The following is a 20,802-nucleotide window of genomic DNA, read 5'->3' on the forward strand; positions in this document are numbered from 1 at the left end:
TTCTATCACTGCCGCCCGCGCTCGACTATTGTGGCAACTGTCCCCGTACACTTCTAAACTGTGCCGGTATGTTTCACACAAAAATAAAATACCCGTGAAATCGAGTGCTGCGTCATGACCAATCTGTTGCTCTACCAACGTATCGCCCAGCAGCTGGCTGAGGATATCCGCCGCGGTGTCTATCAACCGGGCGAGCGCGTGCCTTCGGTACGCAAAATGAGCTCCCAGCTCAACGTCAGCCACGCCACCGTGTTGCAGGCCTACGCGAACCTGGAAGACCAGGGTTTGATTCGCGCGCGGCCGCAGTCCGGGTATTACGTGCACCAGACGCCGGCGCTCACTGCGCCCACGCCGGACATCGCCCGGGTCGAGCGTCCAGGGTTGGTCACCCGCAGCAGCATCATTCAACAGGTGTTGGTGGAATCCCGTCGCGAAGGCGTGTTCCCGCTGGGCGCCGCCGTGCCGAGTGTCGACTACCTGCCTGTGCGCGCGCTGCATCAGCAACTGGCCAAGGTCACGCGTTTCCAAAGCCCGCGGGCGTTCAGCTACATGTTCAGCCCGGGTTTCGAGCCGCTGCGGCGCCAGGTGGCGATCCGTATGCGCGATGCCGGGGTGGTGGTCGACCCCTCCGAAGTGGTGATCACCCATGGGTGTGTCGATGCATTGCAGATGTCGCTGCGGGTGCTGACCCGCCCCGGCGACCTGATCGCCGCCGAGTCACCGACCTATTACGGCTTGCTGCAACTGGCGGATCTGCTGGGCCTGAAGGTCATCGAAATCCCCAGCGACCCGGCCACCGGCATGAGCCTGGAAGCCCTGCAACTGGCAGCCAACCAATGGTCGATCAAGGCCCTGGTGCTGACCACGCGCCTGAGCAATCCCCTGGGCGGCACCATGCCCGAAGAGCGGCAGAAACAGTTGCTGCGCCTGGCCTCGGATTTCGATATCCAGGTGGTCGAGGACGATATCTATGGCGAACTGATGTTCGAACTGGGCCGCACCAAGGCCCTGAAAGCCTACGACCGTCTGGACCGGGTCATCTATTGCTCGAGTTTCTCGAAGACCCTGTCACCGGGCATTCGCATTGGCTGGATGATTGCCGGCAAGTACCAGCAGGAAATCCAGCGCCTGCAAATGTTCAGCACCCATTCGGCCTGCAGCGTGACCCAGATGGGCACGGCGGCGTACCTGGAGAATGGCGGTTACGACCGCCACCTGCGCTATATCCGCCAGGAGTACCGCAAAAACCTCAGCGCGTTCCAGCTGGCCGTGCAGCAGTATTTTCCCGAAGGCACCCAGATGACCCGCCCGACCGGCGGTTTTATCCTGTGGGTCAGTTTGCCTGGACGGGTCAATACCCAGGAACTGCACGTGCGCGCCTTGCAGCAGGGCATCAGCATTGCACCGGGGCTGATCTTCAGTAATACGGAACAGTTCAACCACTGTATTCGCCTGAACTGCGGCACCCCGTGGAACCGCGAGGCGGAGCGCGCCTTGATGACCCTGGGGATGCTGGCAAGCCAGTTATGCCAGGAGACTGCGGCGGGTTTTTGAGGCATGGAAAGGGGACACGACGGGTAGCTGGCTAATTACCATGCTTGTCATACCGTCCTCAACAAGCGAGCATATGGCCTTCTGCCGTTAATGCTGCTGGCGATATGACTTATACCTTTCCTGCTGCCCTGCTGATCTGCGTGTTAAGCCTGTGTAACGCTGGCGCTGTCCTGGCGGCTCCCGCTAGTGAAGCGGTGCCTGCTGCCAGCTCCCAGCAAACGGTGCCTGCTGCCAGCTCCCAGCAAACGGTGCCGGCGAAAAAAGCCGCTGCGGCCAAGAAGGCACCGGTCGCGAAGAAAGCCCCCGCAAAGAAAGCAACGCCGGTTAAAAAACGTGCGCCTATCGCCAGCAAGTCAAAGTCGGCCCACGAAGTCGCCAAGACGCCGCTGCCGCCTGCAGAGCTGGATTTGAGCCTGCCGTCGAACATGGTCCGCCACCTGCAACCCCTCGGCACCATGCCGCAGCCGAAGAACGTGCCGCTGCTGCCGCCGATGTTTGCCGAAAAGCCCACTGACAACAGCGCATTCCAGATCAACGGGCGCCTGCTCAGCAATGAAATGCAGCTGCAACTGCGCAACGAAGAACGCCGCGAAGTTGAAGGTGCGGCGCTGGATTTCCAGTTCAAGCAATAAACCCGACGAGTAAACGTGACGCGCACCCCTGACCTTCTGTCGCAGACTGGTCAGTCACTTTTGTTTTCGGTGAAAAACCCCTGTTAAGCCAATTTAAAACGTCTGTTTAAGGGCGTAGTCTTACGTGGCCATCAACGCTTGAGTTGTCGAGGATCTGTTCGTCATGAAATGCCGTGAAGGCTGTGGCGCTTGCTGCATTGCCCCATCCATCAGTTCTCCGTTGCCGGGAATGCCTGCCGGCAAACCGGCGGGCGAACGCTGCCTGCATCTTTCGGTCGAACAACTGTGCCAGTTGTTTGGCCAGCCTGAGCGGCCGGCAGTGTGTAGTTCGTTCCAGGCGGATATCGAGGTCTGCGGCAGTAGCCAGGCAGAAGCGATCAGGTTGATCGGCTGGTGGGAACAGATGACGGCGGCTTAGTGGGCTGTTCAAAGTACTGAACTTCAACAATAAGGAATAAGACCATGGGTTCACTGAAACGAATTGCTGTGTTGTGCGGTTTTACCGCGTTGTTCGCTGCCGCAGCGCATGCTGAAGACTGGCAGACGGCCAAGGATGAAGACGGCATCAAAGTGTCCTTGAGTGAAATTGCCGGCTCCAAGTACAAGGCTTATCGCGGTGTGACGACCATCAAGGCGCCGCTGGCCAAGATCCAGGCGCTGCAGGAAGACGTGGCGGGGGCCTGTTCCTGGATCCACGAATGCAAGTCGCAGAAACTGCTCAAGCAGGAAGGCGACAAGAGCTGGACCTACACCCAGTTCAAGGCACCGTTCCCGGTGACCGATCGTGACTCGATCCTGGAAATCACCACCACCAAGGCTGCCGACGGCACCGTCACCCGCAAGCTGTTGGAAGTGCCGACCTACCAGCCAGAAGTCAAAGGCTATGTGCGCGTAGCCCAGGTCGATGGTTACTGGAAGCTGGTGCCTAAAGGCGACAACCTGACCGAAGTGACCTACCAGGTGCACACCGAGCCAGGTGGCAGCGTGCCGTCTTGGTTGGCCAACAAGTTCGTGGTGGACGCACCGTTCAACACCTTGAAAGCCCTGAAAGAACACGCTGAAAAATAACTGCAGTTGATCAGGTGCCTCCTGCCTTGAGTGGAACGATTTCCAGGCCCTCAAGGTCCAGATAGATGTAAGCCCACCCATGGGTTTTATCGAGGAGGCTCTGATGCCAAAGTGGAACGTTTCCTTCACCAATGATCATGGTGAGTCGGTAGTCGAGCAATTCGAGTGCGAGCAAAAACCCACGCTTGAAGAAGCCGCGCGCCTGGTTCGCGCCCGCGTATCACCGGTGCTGGAGGAACTGGATCTCAACGATCTGGAGGGGCGTATTGCCGAACCCACGGTCAAGATTCTGAAAGATCAAAACAGCATCAAAGACCTCAAGGTCGACCCCGCCGCCTGAACATTCCCTGTACGCCTTTAAACAGACTCTGGTGGAGGTGATAGCTTCGCGCTACTCTGCAATGGAGATCAGCGAACGAATCGCTAAGGTCTGGTCTTGTCAGCTACATGCTTGTCTCCCAGCGGCGACGTCACTGCCGTAACACCCGCGTCCTTGCAGCGCGGGTCTTGGGAAGCACGGAAAGTCTATCCATCGGTTTGAGGAGGACGTTTCATGAGCACAGCCTATCAAGAAGACATCAGCACCAACGTGTTGCGCCGCATGAAAGAGGGCGGCTTTGACTTCTCGCGTTTCCACCCCATCGAGTTCTACGCCATTTTCCCGGATGAGGAACGTGCGCGGCGGGCTGCGGGTCGGTTTCGTGGGGAATCCCTGAATGCCCAGGTCAGCGCGCGGGATGACGGCGCCTGGTACCTGGAATTGAGCAAAATCATGTTCGCCACCTACGACGGCATAGGAGACTTCGAGCAGGACTTTGAGGCGGTGGTCGAGCCCTTGGGCGGAATCATCGAGGGATGGGGCGTGAAACAGGAGGTGCGTGGGTTACCCATGTAGCGACATGAGCAACAACACAGCGTATCGGCTGACCTTTGGGTCGGCCGTTTTTGTTTCTGGCGCGGGAAAAATCCTGCGCAAAAAAAAGCCACCCGAGCAGGGTGGCCAAAGGGAAGATCGCAAAGGAGGAGAGCGATTCGGTACAAGCGGTAATGCGCAATGGATGAAGCTGTAGGACGCGTCCTGTTCAGCTGATGGAGGTGATTATCCGCGGGGTTTGCCGGGCAGTGAAATCAACTCTGACTATGCTGGTGATAGTCATGGCCTGCATTGCAATGAGGCGCCGCCCATGACAGCGGGCATTTGCTGCACCGGGACGGTGCGATGAGACCTGCGTCTATATCCAACTGATTGATACTTAAGTGTTTATGCCGCTGGCACGGGCCTTGCGATGGTTCTGGCGTCCGGGTGACAAGGAGTACGGCATGATCCGCACTTATTATGATGAGATGTACGACGGGGCAGGGCAGGTGCGCCCCCATTACCGCGAATTTGCCCGCTGGTTGGCCGACACGCCGGCCGAACTGCTGGCCCAGCGCCGGCGCGAAGCCGATTTGCTGTTTCACCGGGCCGGTATCACCTTCACCTTGTATGGCGATGAGCAAGGTACCGAGCGCCTGATCCCCTTCGACACGATCCCCCGCAGCATCCCGGCCAGTGAATGGCGGATCGTCGAGCGCGGCTGCATCCAGCGGGTCAAGGCGCTGAACATGTTCCTCGCCGACCTCTACCACGAACAACGCATTATCAAGGCCGGGATCATCCCCGCCGAGCAAGTGCTGGCCAACGAGCAATACCAGTTGGCGATGCAGGGCCTGGACCTGCACCGGGATATCTATTCCCACATCTCAGGTGTCGACCTCGTACGCGATGGCGACGGTACTTACTACGTCCTCGAAGACAATCTGCGCACCCCCAGCGGCGTGAGCTACATGCTCGAAGACCGCAAGATGATGATGCGCCTGTTCCCCGAACTGTTCGCGGCCCAGCGTATCGCGCCCATCGACCACTATCCCAACCTGTTGCTCGACACCCTGAAAAGCTCCAGCCCGCTGGATAATCCCAGTGTGGTGGTGCTGACGCCTGGGCGTTTCAACAGTGCGTTCTTCGAGCATGCATTCCTGGCCCGGGAAATGGGCGTGGAACTGGTGGAAGGTGCCGACCTGTTCGTGCGTGATGACCGCGTGTTCATGCGCACCACCGATGGTCCCAAGGCGGTGGATGTGATCTACCGTCGCCTCGACGACGCGTTCCTCGACCCGCTGGCCTTCAACCCGGACTCCATGCTCGGCGTACCGGGCCTGCTGGCGGCGTATCGCTCGGGCAACGTGGTGTTGGCCAATGCCATCGGCACCGGGGTGGCGGATGACAAGTCGGTGTACCCCTTCGTCACCGAGATGATCCGTTTTTACCTGGATGAAGAACCGATCCTGAAGAATGTTCCGACGTTCCAGTGCCGTAATCCCAGTGAACTGTCCCACGTACTGGCCAACCTTCCGCAACTGGTGGTGAAGGAAACTCAGGGCTCCGGTGGCTATGGCATGTTGGTCGGCCCGGCCGCCTCGGCGGCGGAAATCGAAGCCTTCCGCGCACGCATCAAGGCCAAGCCCCACGCCTATATCGCGCAACCGACCCTGTGCCTGTCGACATGCCCGACCTTCGTCGAAAACGGCATCGCCCCACGGCACATCGACCTGCGCCCGTTTGTGCTGCAAGGCAAGGAAACCCGTGTGGTCCCCGGCGGCCTGACTCGTGTGGCGCTGCGGGAAGGTTCGCTGGTGGTCAACTCGTCCCAGGGCGGCGGCACCAAAGACACCTGGGTGGTCGAGGATTGAAATATGTTGAGTAGAACTGCCTCGGATTTGTATTGGATGTCACGCTACCTGGAGCGCGCGGAAAACCTCGCGCGGATGCTCGATGTCAGTTATTCGCTGTCGCTGATGCCCCAGGACGGGCGCGGCGATGGCCTGCATGAACTGGCGATGCCGCTGCTGATCACCGGCACCCTCGACGATTACCGCGAGCGCCACGGTGAGTTGCACGCCGAACGCCTGCTGCACTTCTTCGCCCTGGATGCGGCGAACCCGGCCAGCATCTACAGCTGCCTCGGCGCTGCACGCGCCAGTGCCCATGCCGTGCGTGGGCGAATCACCGCCGACATGTGGGAAAACATCAACGCCACCTGGCTGGAGATTCGCGACATCGCCCAGCAAGGCCTGAGTCGCTACGGCATGAGCCGCTTCTGCGAGTGGGTCAAGGAGCGGTCCCACCTGTTCCGTGGTGCCACCTACGGCACCATCATGCGTAACGACGCCTTTCGTTTTATTCGCCTGGGCACCTTTATCGAGCGCGCCGACAACACCCTGCGTTTGCTCGACGCTCGCTACGAAATGGCCGGCGACCAGGCCGAAGCGGTCACCGATGGTACCGCCCACGCCTACTATCAATGGAGTGCGTTGTTGCGGGCGTTGTCGTCGTTCGAGGCCTACACCGAAATCTACCGTGATGCCCCCGGCGCCCGACAAGTCGCCGAGCTGTTGCTGCTGCGCGCCGACGTGCCGCGGTCGCTGCGGGCCTGCAGTGAAGAGATCGACCAGATCCTTGGCAGCCTGCCCGGCATCAACGGTCGCCCGGCCCAACGCCTGGCAGCGGAAATGGACGCACGCCTGCGCTATACCGCCATCGACGAAATTCTCGAGGAAGGCCTGCACGCTTGGCTGACCGACTTCATCCCGCTCGTGCGCGAGTTGGGCGATGCTATTTACAGTTCCTACCTGGAGGCGGCATGAGACTTTCCATCAGCCACGAAACCACCTACCACTACGAAGACCAGGTGCGTGCCAGCATCCAGTACCTGCGGCTCACGCCCCACGACAGCGAGCGCCAGCATGTCCTCAGTTGGCAGTTGGACTTGCCCCGGCCGGTACGGGCGCAACTGGACCCGTTCGGCAACATCCTGCACGTGTTGACCCTGGACGAGCCCCACGAAGCCATCATCATTGGCGCCCGTGGCCAGGTGGATATCGACGAATTGCGCGAGGCCGAACATGAAAGCCAGTCGGCCTTCCCGTTCCTGCGCTGCACCCGGTTGACCGAGCCGGACGAGGCCCTGCGCAGCTTTGCCGAAAAGCATTGCCATCAACGCCGCGACCGCAGCGCATTGATCGACCTGATGCACGCGCTGAACCAGTACATGACCTATTCGCCGGGTTCTACCGAAGTCGACACCTGTGCGGCCAAGGCGTTTGCCGGGCGTGCCGGGGTGTGCCAGGACCACACCCACGCCTTCCTCGCCTGTGCCCGCAGCCTGGGAATTCCGGCGCGTTATGTGTCGGGGTATTTGTACAGCGAAGACTGCGAGCACCTCGCCAGCCATGCCTGGGCTGAAGCGTGGCTGGATGACGCCTGGTACAGTTTTGACGTGACCAATCAACTGGCGCGGCCGGAGCGGCATTTGAAGCTGGCGGTGGGTCTGGATTACCTGGACGCCTGCCCGGTACGAGGCATGCGTCGTGGGGGAGGGCATGAGCAAATGCATGCGAAGGTATTTGTAGCGCCGACACCGGTGATATCGGTGCAGCAGCAGTAGGATCCAGGGAGAGAGGGAGCTCTGTGTAGCAGGAAAGCTCTCCGTGCCAGGACAGCTTTTTGTGGCGAGGGAGCTTGCTCCCGCTGGGCCGCGAAGCGGCCCCAAGGCATGCCCCCGAGTTCTGTCTGGAGAAATGTGATTGCCTGATTGGGGCTGCTGCGCAGCCCAGCGGGAGCAAGCTCCCTCGCCACAGGTTTACCCGAGCCTTAAGGCTGCTTTCTGCCTGCCATATGCTTCAAATACCCCACCAGCAGATCCAGGTCCGCATCCGGCAACACGCTGGTGGCAAACGCCGGCATTTTCGCCTGTGGCCAGTGCCGCATGCTTTGCGGATCGCGGATGTAGCGCTTGAGGAAATCCCCGGCAAAATATTCAGTGGGGTTGTAAGGAATATTCAGGTCCGGCCCCACCTGCGCATCGCCGGCCCCGTTCAGGCGATGACATGCCAGGCAGTTCTTCTGGAACAGTGCGAACCCCTGATTCACCGGGTCATTCGCCGCCAGTTTCGGATCCGGCAACAACGCCGGGAAGCGCTCCGCCACCGTCTTCAACTGCTTGATCCCGGAAATCTGAAACGGCCACTGCTCAGGGCTGATATTGCCTGCCTGCGGATCGGTCCACACCAGATAAAACGGCCCGGCACTGGGCTTGCCGTCTGCCAGTGGCGGCCACGGATGCGCCGGATCTTCCACCGCCAGCCAGGCCCGCGCGCCGCTTTTTGATAGCAGCGGTGCCGCCGTCAGTTCCGCGGCAAAGCCGTCGAGGGCCACTGCCTGCAGATGGTTTTCCGGCGTGATGCCCGGCAACAGTGCTGCCAGCGGCACTGCGCGATACGTCATGTTGCGCTTGTAGGAAACGTCATCAACGATCTGCACCGTCTGCACATCCGGACGCTTGAGCAGTTCGGTGGTTTCCCAGGTTTTGCTGGCGTGATCCAGCTCGACGGTCAATTTCGCGGCGTGCGCCGGCAAGGCCAGCAGCAGGATCAGGAGGACGATGATCTGTTTCAAGGAAGGGCCACATATCGGAAAAGGCGGTGGAACTCACGATACCGCAAAATCACAAAATCTCGGCGCGCAAAACGGCAGCCCCTGACGGGATCGCTATACGCAATATCCCGAAAGGCGCTGCCAAAGGCTGCGATCCTGGCGCTGTGTCTGCGCAGAATGTGGGGTGTGAGAGGTCACCCAATGACCTTGGTGAGGTTGGGCAAGATCAGAATCAGGGTGGTGGCGAACAGAATAAGTCCCGCCTGACGTACTTTCGAATGCTTGAACATGGCTGACTGCCTTTTGTTGTTATTCCTGAGCGTCAAATGCGTGCCGGTCGATTCAACTATGACGGTGCTACATGACTCTTTTCTTACAGTTCCTACAGGTGCTCCAGCAAAACCCGGCAGCAACCTTTAACTTCTCTTACAGATTCAACCTTAGAGCCCTCGTTCTACACGGCTTAGATCCATTTCATCTCATCAACTTAATAAAACTTATTAAAAAGGCATGAGGCCAATTGCCAGCCAGACGCCAGCCCTACGGCTAGACAGCTAAAACGATTAATCAGCCGATTCCCGTAGCCTCCTACCGTTCGTCTGAGCGTGAGCGTCAAGGTCAATGAGCGGTTCGGTCATTGAATCCGGCGCCCCGGCGCCTAAGGTAAGGGCACGATTCGTTGCATAGTGATTCGAGGACGTCATGACCCAAGCTTTGATCTTTGATGCGATACGCACGCCCCGGGGCAAAGGCAAGGCGGATGGCGCCCTGCACAGCGTCAAGCCGGTGAACCTGGTGGCCGGTTTGCTGACGGCACTGCAACAGCGCACCGACCTCGACACCCGGCAAGTGGATGACATCGTCCTGGGCTGTGTCACACCGATTGGCGACCAGGGCGCCGACATCGCCAAGACCGCCGCGTTGGTGGCGGACTGGGATATCAGCGTCGCCGGTGTGCAGATCAACCGGTTTTGCGCCTCGGGCCTGGAAGCCGTGAACCTCGGCGCGATGAAAGTGCGCTCCGGCTTTGAAGACCTCGTGGTGGTGGGCGGCGTCGAGTCCATGTCCCGAGTGCCCATGGGCAGTGACGGCGGCGCCTGGGTGCTCGACCCGCAAACCAATATGCACAGCCACTTCACCCCGCAAGGCATCGGTGCCGACCTGATCGCCACCCTGGAAGGCTTCACCCGCCAGGACGTCGACGCCTTTGCCCTGCACTCACAGCAGAAAGCGGCGCGGGCCAGATCAGACGGTTCCTTCAACAAGTCGCTGATCGCCGTGCAGGACCAAAATGGCATTGTGCTGCTGGATCATGACGAATTCATCCGTGCCGACTCCACCCTCGAAGGCCTGGGCAAACTCAAGCCCAGCTTCGAAATGATGGGCCAGATGGGCTTCGACGCCACGGCGTTGCGGGTCTACAGCCACGTCGAACGCATCAATCATGTGCACACACCGGGCAACAGTTCCGGGATTGTCGATGGCGCGGCGCTGATGCTGATCGGTTCTGAAGCCAAAGGTCGCGAACTCGGCCTGCAACCCCGGGCGCGGATCGTCGCCACCGCTGTCACCAGTACCGACCCCACCATCATGTTGACCGGCCCGGCACCGGCAACCCGCAAGGCACTGGCCAAGGCGGGTTTGCGGGTTGAAGACATCGACCTGTTCGAGGTCAACGAAGCGTTTGCGTCGGTGGTGCTCAAGTTCATCAAGGACATGGGCATCGACGCCGCACGGGTCAACGTCAACGGTGGCTCCATCGCCATGGGCCACCCGCTGGGCGCCACGGGCTGCGCGATTCTCGGCACCTTGCTCGATGAGCTGGAGGTGCGCCAGCAGCGTTATGGCCTGGCCACCCTGTGTGTCGGCGGCGGCATGGGTATCGCCACTATCATCGAACGCCTCTGAGCCTAAGGAATCAGTCATGACCGATGCCATTCGTTACGAAAAGGGCCAGGACCAGATTGTGGTGCTGACCATCGACATGCCCGGCCAGAGCGCCAACACCATGAACGGGGTGTACCGCGAGGCCATGGCGGCCACCGTCGTCCGCCTGGACGCCGAGAAGGATTCGATTGCGGGCGTGATCATCACCTCGGCGAAGAAGACCTTCTTTGCCGGCGGCGACCTTAATGAACTGATCAAGGTCGACAAGCCCCACGCCAAGGATTTCTACGACAGCGTGCTGGTGCTGAAGGCGCAACTGCGCACCCTGGAAACCCTCGGCAAACCGGTAGTGGCCGCGATCAACGGCGCAGCGCTGGGCGGTGGCTGGGAGATCTGCCTGGCGTGCCAGCACCGTGTGGCGCTGGACCACAAGTCGGTACAGATTGGCCTGCCGGAAGTCACCCTCGGGCTTTTGCCGGGTGGCGGCGGTGTGGTGCGCATGGTGCGGATGCTGGGCCTGGAAAAAGCCTTGCCCTACTTGCTGGAAGGCAAAAAGATTACGCCGCAGCAGGCGCTGCAAGCCGGGTTGATTGATGAGCTGGCGGCAGACCGTGACGAGCTGCTGGCCAAGTCCCGGGCGTGGATTCTGGCCAACCCCGAGGCGAAACAGCGTTGGGACATCAAGGGCTACCAGATCCCGGGTGGTACGCCGTCCAACCCGAAAGTCGCGCAAATGCTCGCCATTGCGCCATCGATCCTGCGCGCCAAAACCAACGGCTGCTTCCCGGCCCCGGAGAAAATCCTCTGCGCCGCCGTGGAAGGTGCCCAGGTGGATTTCGACACCGCGCACTTGATCGAGACCCGCTACTTCACCGAGCTGGTCACCGGGCAAGTGGCGAAAAACATGATTGGCACCTTCTGGTTCCAGCTCAATGAAATCAATGCCGGCAGTTCGCGGCCCAAGGGCTTTGCGCCGTATGTGACACGCAAGGTCGGCGTGCTCGGCGCCGGGATGATGGGCGCGGGCATTGCCTACGTCAGCGCTTCGGCGGGCATTGAGGTGGTGCTCAAGGACGTCAGCCAGGCGGCGGCAGAGAAGGGCAAGGCCCACTCGGCCACGTTGCTGGACAAGAAGGTCGGGCGTGGGCAATTGACCGCCGAACAGCGGGAAACCATCCTCGCGCGGATTGTTCCTACCGAATCCGACGCCGATCTTGCCGGCTGCGACCTGATCATCGAAGCCGTCTTCGAGGATCGGGAACTCAAGGCCAAGGTCTCGGCGGCCGCGCAAAGCGTGGTGGGTGCCGAAGCGGTGATCGCCTCCAACACCTCCACCTTGCCCATCAGCGGGTTAGCCACCGCCGTTCCAGACCAAGGCAAGTTTATCGGCCTGCACTTCTTCAGCCCGGTGGACAAAATGCCCCTGGTGGAAATCATCAAGGGCGCCCGCACCAGCGACGAAACCCTGGCGCGGGGATTCGACTTCGTACTGCAAATCAAGAAAACCCCGATCGTGGTCAACGACAGCCGCGGCTTCTTCACTTCAAGGGTGTTCGGCACCTTCACCAATGAAGGTATCGCCATGCTCGGCGAAGGCGTGGCCGCACCGATGATCGAGACCGAGGCGCGCAAGGCCGGGATGCCGGTGGGGCCGCTGGCGGTCTCTGACGAAGTTTCCCTCAGCCTGATGAGCCATATCCGTCAACAGACGGCCAAGGACTTACAGGCCGAAGGCAAGCCGTTACCACAGCACCCGGCGTTTGCCGTGATCGACCTGTTGCTCAATGAATACAAGCGCCCGGGCAAGGCGGCGGGTGGCGGTTTCTACGAGTACCCGGCGGGCGGGCAGAAACACCTGTGGCCGGAGCTGAAAAGCCGCTTCGAAAAGCCCGGCCAACAGATCTCGCCGCAAGACGTGCGCGACCGTTTGCTGTTCATCCAGGCCATCGAAACCGTGCGCTGTGTGGAGGAGGGCGTGTTGATGTCGACGGCTGATGCCAACGTCGGCTCGATCTTCGGTATCGGCTTTGCCGCCTGGAGCGGCGGAGCGCTGCAATTCATCAACCAGTACGGCCTGAACGATTTCGTCGCCCGCGCCCGCTACCTGGCCGAGCAATATGGTGAGCGCTTCACGCCGCCGGCGCTGCTGTTGGAGAAAGCTGCACAGGGTGAAGCGTTTCGGTGATCCAAATGTGGGAGCGGCGATGGGGCTTGCCTTGGAAGGGTATTTCAAGGCAGGCTCTGGGGGTGTTCATTATTCCCATCGCCGTGTCAGGTATTTTTTATGTCGTTACGCGTGTGCATCCTGGAAACCGATATCCTGCGTCCTGGGCTGATCGATCAGTACCAAGGGTACGGGCAGATGTTCAAGCGCCTGTTCTCCAAACAGCCGATTGCCGCCGAGTTCGTCATCTATAACGTGGTGCAGGGTGAATACCCGGCGGATGAAGAGGTGTTCGACGCGTACCTGGTGACGGGCAGCAAGGCCGACTCCTTTGGCACCGATCCGTGGATCCAGACCCTCAAGACCTACCTGCTGGACCGCCATGCCCGCGGCGACAAGCTGATCGGCATCTGCTTCGGCCACCAGTTGCTGGCGCTGCTGTTGGGTGGCAAGACCGAGCGGGCGACCAAGGGCTGGGGCATGGGCATCCATGACTACAAACTGAACGCCAAGGCACCGTGGATGAGCCCGGTGGTGGAAGAACTGACGCTGTTGATCAGCCACCAGGACCAGGTCACCACCTTGCCGGAAAACGCCACCGTGATCGCCTCCAGCGAGTTCTGCCCGTTTGCGGCGTACCACATTGAAGACCAGGTGCTGTGCTTCCAGGGCCACCCGGAATTTATCCACGACTATTCCCGCGAGTTGCTGGAGATTCTTCAGACAACGCTGGGGGAGAAGGTCTACACCAACGGTGTGGCCAGCCTGGAGCGAGACCATCACGGCGTTACCGTGGCGGAATGGATGATGCGGTTTGTGGCGCACAAACCAAAAGCGGACGTGGCCTAACTATTCGGGTTGATTGACGAGCTTTTTGTGGCGAGGGAGCTTGCTCCCGTTCGGCTGCGCAGCAGTCGCAAGCCTTGGGGGCGCTTCGCACCCCAGCGGGAGCAAGCTCCCTCGCCACAACAGCATTTTTCCTACAGCCAGCCTGAACGCTTGAAGCTGGCCCACAAACTTGTACACCCCACCGCAATAAACCCCAGCACCGCAAAATAGCCGTAGTGCCACTGCAGCTCCGGCATGTTCTGGAAGTTCATCCCGTAAATCCCGGCCACCGCCGTTGGGAACGCCAGAATCGCTGCCCACGCGGCAAACTTGCGTTGCACCACGCTTTGGCGCGAGGCTTCCAGCAACACCCCAATCTCGATGGTCTGGCTGGCGATATCCCGCAAGGTGGTCAGGTCTTCCATCTGCCGGGTGACGTGAATCTGCACATCGCGAAAGTACGGACGCATGTTCTTGTCGATAAACGGGAAGCTCAGTTTCTGCAATTCCTGACTGATCTCCACCATCGGTGCCACATAGCGCTTCAGTCGCAGCACATCGCGGCGCAGGCCGTGGAGCTTCTGGATATCCGCTTCACTCAGGGAGTTGCACAACACGTTGCGCTCCAGCTCATCGACCTCGGCATGAATCGCCTCGCTCACCGGCTGATAGTTCTCGGTAACAAAATCCAGCAGCGCATAGAGTACGAAATCTTCCCCATGCTCCAGCAACAGCGGTCGCGCCTCACAGCGCTGGCGCACATAGCCGTAGGATGCCGAGTGGCCGTTGCGGGCGGTGATGATGTAGCCGTTGCCGGCAAAGATATGGGTTTCGATAAACTCCAGCTTGCCGTTATCGCGCACCGGTGAGTAGGTCACGATAAACAGCGCGTCGCCGAAGGTTTCAAGCTTGGGCCGGCTGTGTTTTTCCAGGGCGTCTTCGATGGCCAGTTCGTGCAGGTTGAACTGGCGCTGCAGGTTGGCCAGTTCCAGCGCGCTGGGCTCCTCCAGGCCGATCCACACAAAGTGGTCAGGCTTGGCGGCCCACGCGGCGCCTTCGTCGAGGGTGATATCAGTGACTTTCTTTCCGGCGCTATAGACGGCGGCCGCAACAACTCTACCCATAGTGCTGATCGCTTCTTCTTGAATGGCAGATGACAACTGTCAGGCAGCTTAGCTGCCCTGCCCAATCAGAGTCAGCAAATTCGGCGGGGTTCAGCCGTGATTGCAGGCGTGGTTTGCAGCTCGCGGTCCATCGCCTCGATGCAGTCGCGCATTTGCTCGCGACAGGTCTGCATTAACAGCGGCATGTCATCCATCGTCAGCCCCTTCGTAGGAATCGGCGGCAACGAGCGAATCAGAATATCGCCACTGTTCCAGCGATTGAGCTTCATCTGCTTCACATAGGTGCTGACACACACCTGCACAATCGGCACGCCTGCGGCGATCGCCATCTGGAACGCGCCTTTCTTGAACGGCAGCAGGGTTTCACCGAAGTTGCGCGTGCCTTCCGGGAACACCCAGATCGAGGTGTCGGCATGCTGCAAGGTGTGGGTGGTGGTCAGCATCGAACGCCGCGCCTTGTGCGCATTGCCCCGGTCGATCAACACATTGCCCGCCAGCCAGAACAACTGTCCGAACAACGGCACCCACTTCAGGCTCTTCTTGCCGATACACACCGTGCGGTACGGCACCACGGTGCCGAACACAAACAGGTCGTAGTTGGATTGATGGTTGGCGATGATCACGCAACTGCTGGGCTTGTTACGCAGCGAGTCGACATCGGCCTTCACTCGCAGGCGCAATAGCCACATCGCCGGCACCGCATACAGGCGCGCGCAGTAACGGCTGTTGTCCGGATTGAACGGCCGACAGATCCCCAGCAGCACGCCCAGTACGCCCGCAATCATAAAATGCAGGCCCATCAACAACATGCGTAACAAAAAAAGCATCGACACAGCCCATCGGGACAAAAGGTCGCGCAGTGTACGGATGTGCACTGTATTCGGCAATTGCCCCTATAGAGTCAGAAGATAGGCGATGTTTAAGCGCATGTTTCAACATGCTGTGACAGACACTGTCTAGAGCGGTTGTAGGCAAACCGGAATTCTTTGTAAGAAAAAGCCCGACTCAAGGTCGGGCTTCGATTCAGCAGGCGTAGGTTTGATTAACCCAAGTGCCCCTGATCCTGAATGATCGCGTCATCCAGGGCTTCCAGCAGCGCCTTACGCACCTTCAGCTTGGTGTGCTTGTGGGCGTTCATATTGATCTTCTTCAGTTGGCGAGCGGCTTCCAGTGCGGCTGCCTGCAACTCTTCCGGCGCGACCACCTTATCCAGGAACCCGGCGCTCAACGCGTCCTGCGGGTTAAACATCTCGGCATTGATCACCGAACGGTGGAACGCCGACTTGCGCAGACGATCCCGCGCCAGCTCGATCCCGGCGTGGTGCATGGTCATGCCGATCATCACTTCATTCAGACCAATGCTGAACGGTCCGTCTACACCGATCCGGTAATCCGCCGACAACAGCAGGAATGCCCCCTTGGCCACCGCGTGCCCGGGGCACGCCACGATCACCGGGAACGGGTGCGACAACAGGCGGCGGGCGAGGGTCGAACCCGACGTCACCAGGCTCACCGCTTCTTTAGGGCCGGCGGTCATCACCTTCAAATCATAGCCACCGGACAAAATCCCCGGCGTGCCCGTGATGATCACCACCGCCCGATCCTTCTCGGCCTGATCCAGCGCTTGATTAAACGCACTGACCACTGCCGGCGAAATGGCATTCACCTTGCCGTTGCTCAGGGTCAGGGTCGCGATACCGTCTTCGAGGTGGTAGGCAATCAACTCACTCATGACGCGATTCCTTGTAATGCTTGTAATAGAAGGACAGACGGCAGACGTTACCCACCGCGCCCGCCCTGGTAAAGCGCCATGACTGACTACCCAGTCAGACTTTTCCCCCATGCCCGCCCGCAGGCGGCCTTCGGCAAGGCGCAGCAGCTACTATAGACAAGCGCCGAGAGTGCCCGAGAATGGCAGAATCGCCGTGGTGTGCATGGCGCCACAGAGGGCTGGAACGGCATAACCGCCTAAGCGCATGAAAATTCTGAAAAAAACCTTTGCCATCGGAAAAGCTTTCGACTACATTAGCGCGCCTCGACAGACTGAATCAGTTTGACGAGATACGGTGAAGTGTCCGAGTGGCTTAAGGAGCACGCCTGGAAAGTGTGTATACAAGAAATTGTATCGAGAGTTCGAATCTCTCCTTCACCGCCAAATTCGATGTAAACAAAACCCCTGGTTTCGAGAGAAGCCAGGGGTTTTGTGGTTTCTGGGGTTTGAATATTTGGTTGTGCTAGGAAAAAATTTTCTCTAGCTTCAGCTCCTTGTCTAGACGGGTATGGAATGAACAAAACCGGAGGAACTGACTTATGACCAGCAAGCTTCGCATCTCTGCTGTGCAACCAGTTGCCGGCAAGCATGCCATCGAAATTGAGTGGAATAACGGTAAGCGGCACACCGTTGATCTCACTGATCACATAAATACCTTCCCGATTCTAAAACCCCTTCAGGACTTGGCTCTATTTGGTCGGGTTGAAGTCGGTGAGTGGGGCTTTGACGTGACTTGGGGCAATGACCTGGAGTTGTCCTCCGTCACCTTGCATCGTTTGGCGCTGGAACAGTCCGGCGAGGTCATGCTGACGCAGGACTTCAGAAAGTGGATGCTCAGCAACAATCTGTCGCTCTCCGCTGCGGCTGTGGAACTAGGCTTCACTCGTAGGACCATTACTTCCTACAGCAGCGGGGCCGCTCTGATTCCCAAGCATGTAGGGTTGGCGTGTAAGGGGTGGGAGTACGAGCATAAGGCTCGTGGCACACGTTGCGTTTAGGTTGGGTAATGTTCGCAAAAAGGGATGACTGAGAGGTCGTCCCTTTTTCGTTTTTGCGGGGTCAAGCCAATGGGTTCAGGAATACTGCGCTGCCATCCTCCGACCTATGACATCCAGCAGATCGCATCCATCGCGTAACGGAATTGCGCAGAGCAAGGAAAAGTCGCCCAGCACGACCGTATCACTACTGATTTCTGCACGCAGCGCCAGGTTTTCTAGAACTTGGGTTACGGCGCGAATCCGATAGTTTGCAGCATCAAGCAGGACATCCAGCGGTGCTGTTGTGTCTACGAAAAGGGCGGGTGTGGTGCAGTCGTTGCTGGTGAGTGCCATATATTGATTCATACGGGAGTCCATCTGAGACAAATAGAAAAATAGCTAACCTTTTTTCAAGTTAGACCTTCATAAAACAGCCGCCGCCTGAAAAACTGGTTCGCAGAGTTTTAGTTTTCAGATTTGTCTTCGAGTCGCCAAACTCGGTCGCCATGACGGCGACCGAGGAACTATAGACCTAGCATTACGAGGCGGGCAGGGCATGCTTTCAGATTGATCTGTAGGAAATCACTCCGACTGACCAACTGCACCCCCTCAAGCCTGCACATACACCCAAGCCGTCAACCCCGAAGCCAACCCCACCGAAACCCGCTTATAGTCCGACACCTCATACGCATCCGCCGCCGCCAGCTCCTTCTCGGTAATCTGAAACACCATCCCCTCAACACTGTCTTCATTGCGCCCGCTGGGAGCAACGATCGGATGATGGGTCTTGCCGCTGGCCGCCAATACCTCAGGATCGGTAATCTCCACCCAGCTTTTTGAATACCCCAGCATCGCATCCTGCTGGCCCACCAACTCCCGACCAAAGTTGGCCAACTGCACAGCCTTGTCCTGCAACGTGCCGTAGGAAAACAACAGCACGGGAAATTCGGTCGAGCGTTCCATCTTTATTCCTTGAAAAGTTAAGCCAGCAAATCTTCGTAAAACGCACCATAAGCCCCGCTCGGGTGCGCGATCTGTATCTCCAGAATCCACAGCCCTTCATTGGGATACTGGTCAAAGTCCCCAAGATCACCGCCACGATAAATCGCATGGGGGAAATCGCTGACGCGGTGCCCTTTGATGTCCAGGTTCAGCACCCAACCCATTGCCTTCGCTTGCTCTTCGGCAAAACGATACAGCTCCAGGCCGACGACTTTATCGTTCCTCCAGCGCCGCTCAACCCGATCAAACAACTCTTTTGCCGCGCTCGCACACGCCTTCAGCTCGGGGTCGTTACCGGTGCTGAATGTCGCCCCCGCATCACCTTCATGGCCTTGCCACACGGCGCCCATGTCGATGAAGTAGATGTCGTTTTCCCCCAGCACCGGGTCGCCGTCGGAGCGTTCCTTGAAGGTCTTGAGGGTGTTGGCGCCAAAGCGCACCAGCAGCGGGTGCCAGATGCGCTGCATGTCGAGGTCGGCGAGGACTTTTTTGCCGAGCTCGCGGGCTTCGGATTCGAGCATGCCGGGGCGGATGAGCCTGGACAGCGCTTCGATGGCGCGCCAGGTCATGGCCTGTGCGTAGCGCATTGACTCGATGCTGTAGGCGACGCCCACAGCTTCCTTGGATGATTGTGCGGTCACCGGCTTTTCCTCGGCTTTATAGTGTCAGGCGTTATGCGTTTTACTATATAGCGATGGCAGGATGGAACCTAAATATGCAACCACGCCATCCCACCCAACACCACACTCACACCACCGGCGGTATACGCCATGCGCTTCAACCATTCCTTCCTTGTCAGCAACGTGATCGCCGCCAATGAAATCGCGATCTGAATCGCGGTCATCGCCTGCGCCCAGCGGTGATGCTGATGCAGCGCCTGTTCTGACTTTTCATCCCATTCCTTCGACGTGGCCTCGAGCTTTTCGGCTTGTTTGCGCACGTCTTCCTTCTGGGTTTTATAACGCTCGATCTCATCGGTGTAGTGCTTGGCGTCAACCCCCGGAATATGGGTCGCCAGCTCGGCGAGGTTCTGCCGGCTGGATTTGGCCTGGTAGTAGTTCCACTGGTTGGCGGCTTCGGTCTTGAAGATGGCGGCGTTGTTTTTGTCCATCGCCGCTTCGCTTTCGGTGGAGCCGGCCTGGTAGCTGAGCATGGCGCCGACGGTGGCCATGATGGCGGTCATCACGGCGATGCGGCTGGCGAAATTGTCTCCGCTGCGGTGGGCATGTTCGGTGGCGTGTTCGACGTGTTTTTCGTGGGGGCTGGGGACTTCGAAGGCTTCGGACATGGGGGCGTCTATGAAGGGTTTGAGGGACTCTGATTCTTCACCAGCGAAGCTGTCTCAATCCTGTACGTAATGCTGCAAACCGGCCACCAGGGCGTCAAAGGTGACGCGGCAGCGCGGGCTGTTGCGCAGGTCTTCGTGCATGGTGACCCAGGTGTCCAGTTGCAGGGCGAATGCGTCGGGCAGGACCCGGCTCAGGCGGGCGTCTTGCCGGGCCAGTTTGACCTGGCAGCCACCGATGCCGGCGCCAGCGCGGATCAGGGCCAGTTGTGCGAGGTCGCTGTCGCTGCTGAGGGAAAAGGCGCTGCGGTCGAAGCCTTTGACGGCCAGGCTGCGGATGAAGGCGCTTTCCTGGTCGTAGCCGATGACTGAATGAGCTGAGAGATCATTCAGGCTCTGGGGTGTGCCATGTTGTTGCAGGTAGTCGTTGCGCGCATGCAGGCCGACTTCGATAACGCCGATCCTTTTCGCCAGAAGTTGTTCCTGGCTGGGTCGGACCATTCGCACCGCGATGTCGGCCTCCAGTTGCAGCAGGTCCAGCAGGCGATTGCTCAGCACCAGTTCGACCTTGAGGTGCGGGTGCTGTTGGCGCAGGCGGGTGATGATCGGCGGCAGGACTTCCACGCCGATCACTTCGCTGGCAGACACTCGTACCACGCCGCGCACTTCGGGGCCTTGGGGCGACGCGGCGCGCTCGAGTGCGGCGGCGGTGGTTTCCATGGTTTCGGCATGGGTGCGCAGGGTGAGGGCGACCGCCGTGGGCAACAGGCCGCTGGCGGAGCGGGTGAACAGCACCACGTTGAGGGATTTTTCCAGCGCAGCGATGTGCCGCCCGACCGTGGGCTGCGTGATGCCGAGCTGCCGTGCGGCCCCCGACAACGATCCTTCCTTGAGTACCCCGAGGAACGACCGGTAAAGCTCCCAACCAATATTTGATGCCATGCATAAATGTATAGCGTCTGGATGATCTTCGGCAATTCCTCTATAGCTCGCCGGCGAACAGAATCGCCCCATCACACAACCCTCAGGGGAAAAAG

The 20,802-nt window shown here is 59.3% G+C and carries 23 protein-coding genes and 1 tRNA gene; 15 read left to right on the forward strand and 9 right to left on the reverse strand.

Annotated elements, in window-relative coordinates:
- Positions 1 to 114: 114 nt before the first annotated feature.
- The 10 genes from HX818_RS04785 to HX818_RS04830 all read left to right on the forward strand — a co-directional run bounded on the left by HX818_RS04785 (position 115) and on the right by HX818_RS04830 (position 7,738).
- Positions 115 to 1,554 carry a PLP-dependent aminotransferase family protein gene (locus HX818_RS04785; protein WP_008434911.1) on the forward strand — a complete coding sequence of 480 codons (1,440 nt, stop codon included), beginning with the start codon at positions 115 to 117 and terminating at the stop codon, positions 1,552 to 1,554.
- A 104-nt stretch (positions 1,555 to 1,658) separates the two neighbouring features.
- Positions 1,659 to 2,186, forward strand: coding sequence for a translation initiation factor 2 (locus HX818_RS04790; RefSeq protein WP_177019574.1), 528 nt, complete (start codon positions 1,659 to 1,661; stop codon positions 2,184 to 2,186).
- Positions 2,187 to 2,349: 163 nt separating this feature from the next.
- Positions 2,350 to 2,604, forward strand: a complete 255-nt coding sequence (locus tag HX818_RS04795) for a YkgJ family cysteine cluster protein (RefSeq protein WP_004371217.1) — start codon at positions 2,350 to 2,352, stop codon at positions 2,602 to 2,604.
- A gap of 44 nt (positions 2,605 to 2,648) precedes the next feature.
- Entirely contained in the window at positions 2,649 to 3,254 is a 606-nt protein-coding gene (locus tag HX818_RS04800; RefSeq protein WP_004371215.1) for an START domain-containing protein, read from the forward strand.
- Positions 3,255 to 3,333: 79 nt separating this feature from the next.
- A complete protein-coding gene (locus tag HX818_RS04805) occupies positions 3,334 to 3,594 on the forward strand; it encodes a hypothetical protein (protein WP_004371213.1) in 261 nt (86 codons plus the stop codon).
- A gap of 213 nt (positions 3,595 to 3,807) precedes the next feature.
- On the forward strand, positions 3,808 to 4,149 hold the full coding sequence (locus tag HX818_RS04810) for a ribonuclease E inhibitor RraB (RefSeq protein WP_003193463.1): 342 nt from the start codon (positions 3,808 to 3,810) through the stop codon (positions 4,147 to 4,149).
- 4 nt (positions 4,150 to 4,153) lie between these two features.
- Positions 4,154 to 4,324 carry a hypothetical protein gene (locus HX818_RS04815; RefSeq protein ID WP_177019575.1) on the forward strand — a complete coding sequence of 57 codons (171 nt, stop codon included), beginning with the start codon at positions 4,154 to 4,156 and terminating at the stop codon, positions 4,322 to 4,324.
- A 250-nt stretch (positions 4,325 to 4,574) separates the two neighbouring features.
- Complete coding sequence (locus HX818_RS04820; RefSeq protein WP_004371206.1) at positions 4,575 to 5,984, forward strand: circularly permuted type 2 ATP-grasp protein; 1,410 nt, start codon at positions 4,575 to 4,577, stop codon at positions 5,982 to 5,984.
- A 3-nt stretch (positions 5,985 to 5,987) separates the two neighbouring features.
- Positions 5,988 to 6,938, forward strand: coding sequence for an alpha-E domain-containing protein (locus HX818_RS04825; RefSeq protein ID WP_004371204.1), 951 nt, complete (start codon positions 5,988 to 5,990; stop codon positions 6,936 to 6,938).
- On the forward strand, positions 6,935 to 7,738 hold the full coding sequence (locus HX818_RS04830) for a transglutaminase family protein (RefSeq protein WP_004371203.1): 804 nt from the start codon (positions 6,935 to 6,937) through the stop codon (positions 7,736 to 7,738). The genes HX818_RS04825 and HX818_RS04830 overlap by 4 nt, the downstream gene beginning before the upstream one ends.
- 206 nt (positions 7,739 to 7,944) lie before the next feature.
- Here the strand turns inward: HX818_RS04830 and HX818_RS04835 are convergent, their stop codons facing one another.
- On the reverse strand, positions 7,945 to 8,748 hold the full coding sequence (locus tag HX818_RS04835; protein ID WP_177019576.1) for a cytochrome c: 804 nt from the start codon (positions 8,746 to 8,748) through the stop codon (positions 7,945 to 7,947).
- A gap of 681 nt (positions 8,749 to 9,429) precedes the next feature.
- On the opposite strand from HX818_RS04835, the gene HX818_RS04840 reads away from it, so the two are divergent.
- The 3 genes from HX818_RS04840 (at position 9,430) to HX818_RS04850 (ending at position 13,627) form a co-directional block, all read left to right on the forward strand.
- Complete coding sequence (locus HX818_RS04840; RefSeq protein WP_102369690.1) at positions 9,430 to 10,635, forward strand: acetyl-CoA C-acetyltransferase; 1,206 nt, start codon at positions 9,430 to 9,432, stop codon at positions 10,633 to 10,635.
- A gap of 16 nt (positions 10,636 to 10,651) precedes the next feature.
- Entirely contained in the window at positions 10,652 to 12,799 is a 2,148-nt protein-coding gene (locus tag HX818_RS04845; protein WP_177019577.1) for a 3-hydroxyacyl-CoA dehydrogenase NAD-binding domain-containing protein, read from the forward strand.
- Between the two features lie 99 nt (positions 12,800 to 12,898).
- Entirely contained in the window at positions 12,899 to 13,627 is a 729-nt protein-coding gene (locus tag HX818_RS04850; RefSeq protein ID WP_008434897.1) for an amidotransferase, read from the forward strand.
- Between the two features lie 131 nt (positions 13,628 to 13,758).
- Here the strand turns inward: HX818_RS04850 and HX818_RS04855 are convergent, their stop codons facing one another.
- From HX818_RS04855 to HX818_RS04865, 3 genes are all read right to left on the reverse strand, one after another.
- The gene (locus HX818_RS04855; RefSeq protein WP_004371189.1) at positions 13,759 to 14,730 is read right to left on the reverse strand and encodes a magnesium and cobalt transport protein CorA; all 972 of its coding nucleotides are present in this window, start codon (positions 14,728 to 14,730) and stop codon (positions 13,759 to 13,761) included.
- 71 nt (positions 14,731 to 14,801) lie between these two features.
- A complete protein-coding gene (locus HX818_RS04860; protein ID WP_010165976.1) occupies positions 14,802 to 15,557 on the reverse strand; it encodes a 1-acyl-sn-glycerol-3-phosphate acyltransferase in 756 nt (251 codons plus the stop codon).
- A gap of 215 nt (positions 15,558 to 15,772) precedes the next feature.
- Positions 15,773 to 16,462, reverse strand: coding sequence for a crotonase/enoyl-CoA hydratase family protein (locus tag HX818_RS04865; RefSeq protein WP_004371187.1), 690 nt, complete (start codon positions 16,460 to 16,462; stop codon positions 15,773 to 15,775).
- 333 nt (positions 16,463 to 16,795) lie between these two features.
- Here HX818_RS04865 and HX818_RS04870 point away from each other — a divergent pair.
- Together HX818_RS04870 and HX818_RS04875 are read left to right on the forward strand one after the other, a co-directional pair.
- Positions 16,796 to 16,885 (forward strand) — tRNA-Ser (locus HX818_RS04870).
- Positions 16,886 to 17,040: 155 nt separating this feature from the next.
- Positions 17,041 to 17,499 carry a DUF2442 domain-containing protein gene (locus HX818_RS04875; RefSeq protein ID WP_087692754.1) on the forward strand — a complete coding sequence of 153 codons (459 nt, stop codon included), beginning with the start codon at positions 17,041 to 17,043 and terminating at the stop codon, positions 17,497 to 17,499.
- 75 nt (positions 17,500 to 17,574) lie between these two features.
- On the opposite strand, the gene HX818_RS04880 is transcribed toward HX818_RS04875, so the two are convergent.
- The 5 genes from HX818_RS04880 to HX818_RS04900 all read right to left on the reverse strand — a co-directional run bounded on the left by HX818_RS04880 (position 17,575) and on the right by HX818_RS04900 (position 20,707).
- On the reverse strand, positions 17,575 to 17,844 hold the full coding sequence (locus HX818_RS04880; protein WP_087692753.1) for a short-chain dehydrogenase: 270 nt from the start codon (positions 17,842 to 17,844) through the stop codon (positions 17,575 to 17,577).
- A 243-nt stretch (positions 17,845 to 18,087) separates the two neighbouring features.
- Positions 18,088 to 18,441, reverse strand: a complete 354-nt coding sequence (locus HX818_RS04885; RefSeq protein ID WP_177019578.1) for a gamma-glutamylcyclotransferase family protein — start codon at positions 18,439 to 18,441, stop codon at positions 18,088 to 18,090.
- Between the two features lie 17 nt (positions 18,442 to 18,458).
- Positions 18,459 to 19,121 (reverse strand): M24 family metallopeptidase, encoded by a 663-nt coding sequence (locus HX818_RS04890; RefSeq protein WP_177008392.1) that lies wholly within the window; start codon positions 19,119 to 19,121, stop codon positions 18,459 to 18,461.
- A 68-nt stretch (positions 19,122 to 19,189) separates the two neighbouring features.
- Positions 19,190 to 19,768 (reverse strand): DUF4337 domain-containing protein, encoded by a 579-nt coding sequence (locus HX818_RS04895; RefSeq protein ID WP_008434886.1) that lies wholly within the window; start codon positions 19,766 to 19,768, stop codon positions 19,190 to 19,192.
- A 54-nt stretch (positions 19,769 to 19,822) separates the two neighbouring features.
- On the reverse strand, positions 19,823 to 20,707 hold the full coding sequence (locus tag HX818_RS04900; RefSeq protein ID WP_177019579.1) for a LysR family transcriptional regulator: 885 nt from the start codon (positions 20,705 to 20,707) through the stop codon (positions 19,823 to 19,825).
- Positions 20,708 to 20,802 lie beyond the last annotated feature (95 nt).

The organism is Pseudomonas sp. F9001 (genome assembly GCF_013385435.1).
In the GTDB taxonomy this organism is placed as follows: Bacteria; Pseudomonadota; Gammaproteobacteria; order Pseudomonadales; family Pseudomonadaceae; genus Aquipseudomonas.

Bases quoted from the DNA above. Each gene is read 5' to 3' on its own strand.
- HX818_RS04785 (WP_008434911.1), top strand. From the start codon at position 115: ATGACCAATCTGTTGCTCTACCAACGTATCGCCCAGCAGCTGGCTGAG.
- HX818_RS04790 (WP_177019574.1), top strand. From the start codon at position 1,659: ATGACTTATACCTTTCCTGCTGCCCTGCTGATCTGCGTGTTAAGCCTG.
- HX818_RS04795 (WP_004371217.1), top strand. From the start codon at position 2,350: ATGAAATGCCGTGAAGGCTGTGGCGCTTGCTGCATTGCCCCATCCATC.
- HX818_RS04800 (WP_004371215.1), top strand. From the start codon at position 2,649: ATGGGTTCACTGAAACGAATTGCTGTGTTGTGCGGTTTTACCGCGTTG.
- HX818_RS04805 (WP_004371213.1), top strand. From the start codon at position 3,334: ATGGGTTTTATCGAGGAGGCTCTGATGCCAAAGTGGAACGTTTCCTTC.
- HX818_RS04810 (WP_003193463.1), top strand. From the start codon at position 3,808: ATGAGCACAGCCTATCAAGAAGACATCAGCACCAACGTGTTGCGCCGC.
- HX818_RS04815 (WP_177019575.1), top strand. From the start codon at position 4,154: ATGAGCAACAACACAGCGTATCGGCTGACCTTTGGGTCGGCCGTTTTT.
- HX818_RS04820 (WP_004371206.1), top strand. From the start codon at position 4,575: ATGATCCGCACTTATTATGATGAGATGTACGACGGGGCAGGGCAGGTG.
- HX818_RS04825 (WP_004371204.1), top strand. From the start codon at position 5,988: ATGTTGAGTAGAACTGCCTCGGATTTGTATTGGATGTCACGCTACCTG.
- HX818_RS04830 (WP_004371203.1), top strand. From the start codon at position 6,935: ATGAGACTTTCCATCAGCCACGAAACCACCTACCACTACGAAGACCAG.
- HX818_RS04840 (WP_102369690.1), top strand. From the start codon at position 9,430: ATGACCCAAGCTTTGATCTTTGATGCGATACGCACGCCCCGGGGCAAA.
- HX818_RS04845 (WP_177019577.1), top strand. From the start codon at position 10,652: ATGACCGATGCCATTCGTTACGAAAAGGGCCAGGACCAGATTGTGGTG.
- HX818_RS04850 (WP_008434897.1), top strand. From the start codon at position 12,899: ATGTCGTTACGCGTGTGCATCCTGGAAACCGATATCCTGCGTCCTGGG.
- HX818_RS04855 (WP_004371189.1), bottom strand. From the start codon at position 14,730: ATGGGTAGAGTTGTTGCGGCCGCCGTCTATAGCGCCGGAAAGAAAGTC.
- HX818_RS04860 (WP_010165976.1), bottom strand. From the start codon at position 15,557: ATGCTTTTTTTGTTACGCATGTTGTTGATGGGCCTGCATTTTATGATT.
- HX818_RS04865 (WP_004371187.1), bottom strand. From the start codon at position 16,462: ATGAGTGAGTTGATTGCCTACCACCTCGAAGACGGTATCGCGACCCTG.
- HX818_RS04875 (WP_087692754.1), top strand. From the start codon at position 17,041: ATGACCAGCAAGCTTCGCATCTCTGCTGTGCAACCAGTTGCCGGCAAG.
- HX818_RS04880 (WP_087692753.1), bottom strand. From the start codon at position 17,844: ATGAATCAATATATGGCACTCACCAGCAACGACTGCACCACACCCGCC.
- HX818_RS04885 (WP_177019578.1), bottom strand. From the start codon at position 18,441: ATGGAACGCTCGACCGAATTTCCCGTGCTGTTGTTTTCCTACGGCACG.
- HX818_RS04895 (WP_008434886.1), bottom strand. From the start codon at position 19,768: ATGTCCGAAGCCTTCGAAGTCCCCAGCCCCCACGAAAAACACGTCGAA.
- HX818_RS04900 (WP_177019579.1), bottom strand. From the start codon at position 20,707: ATGGCATCAAATATTGGTTGGGAGCTTTACCGGTCGTTCCTCGGGGTA.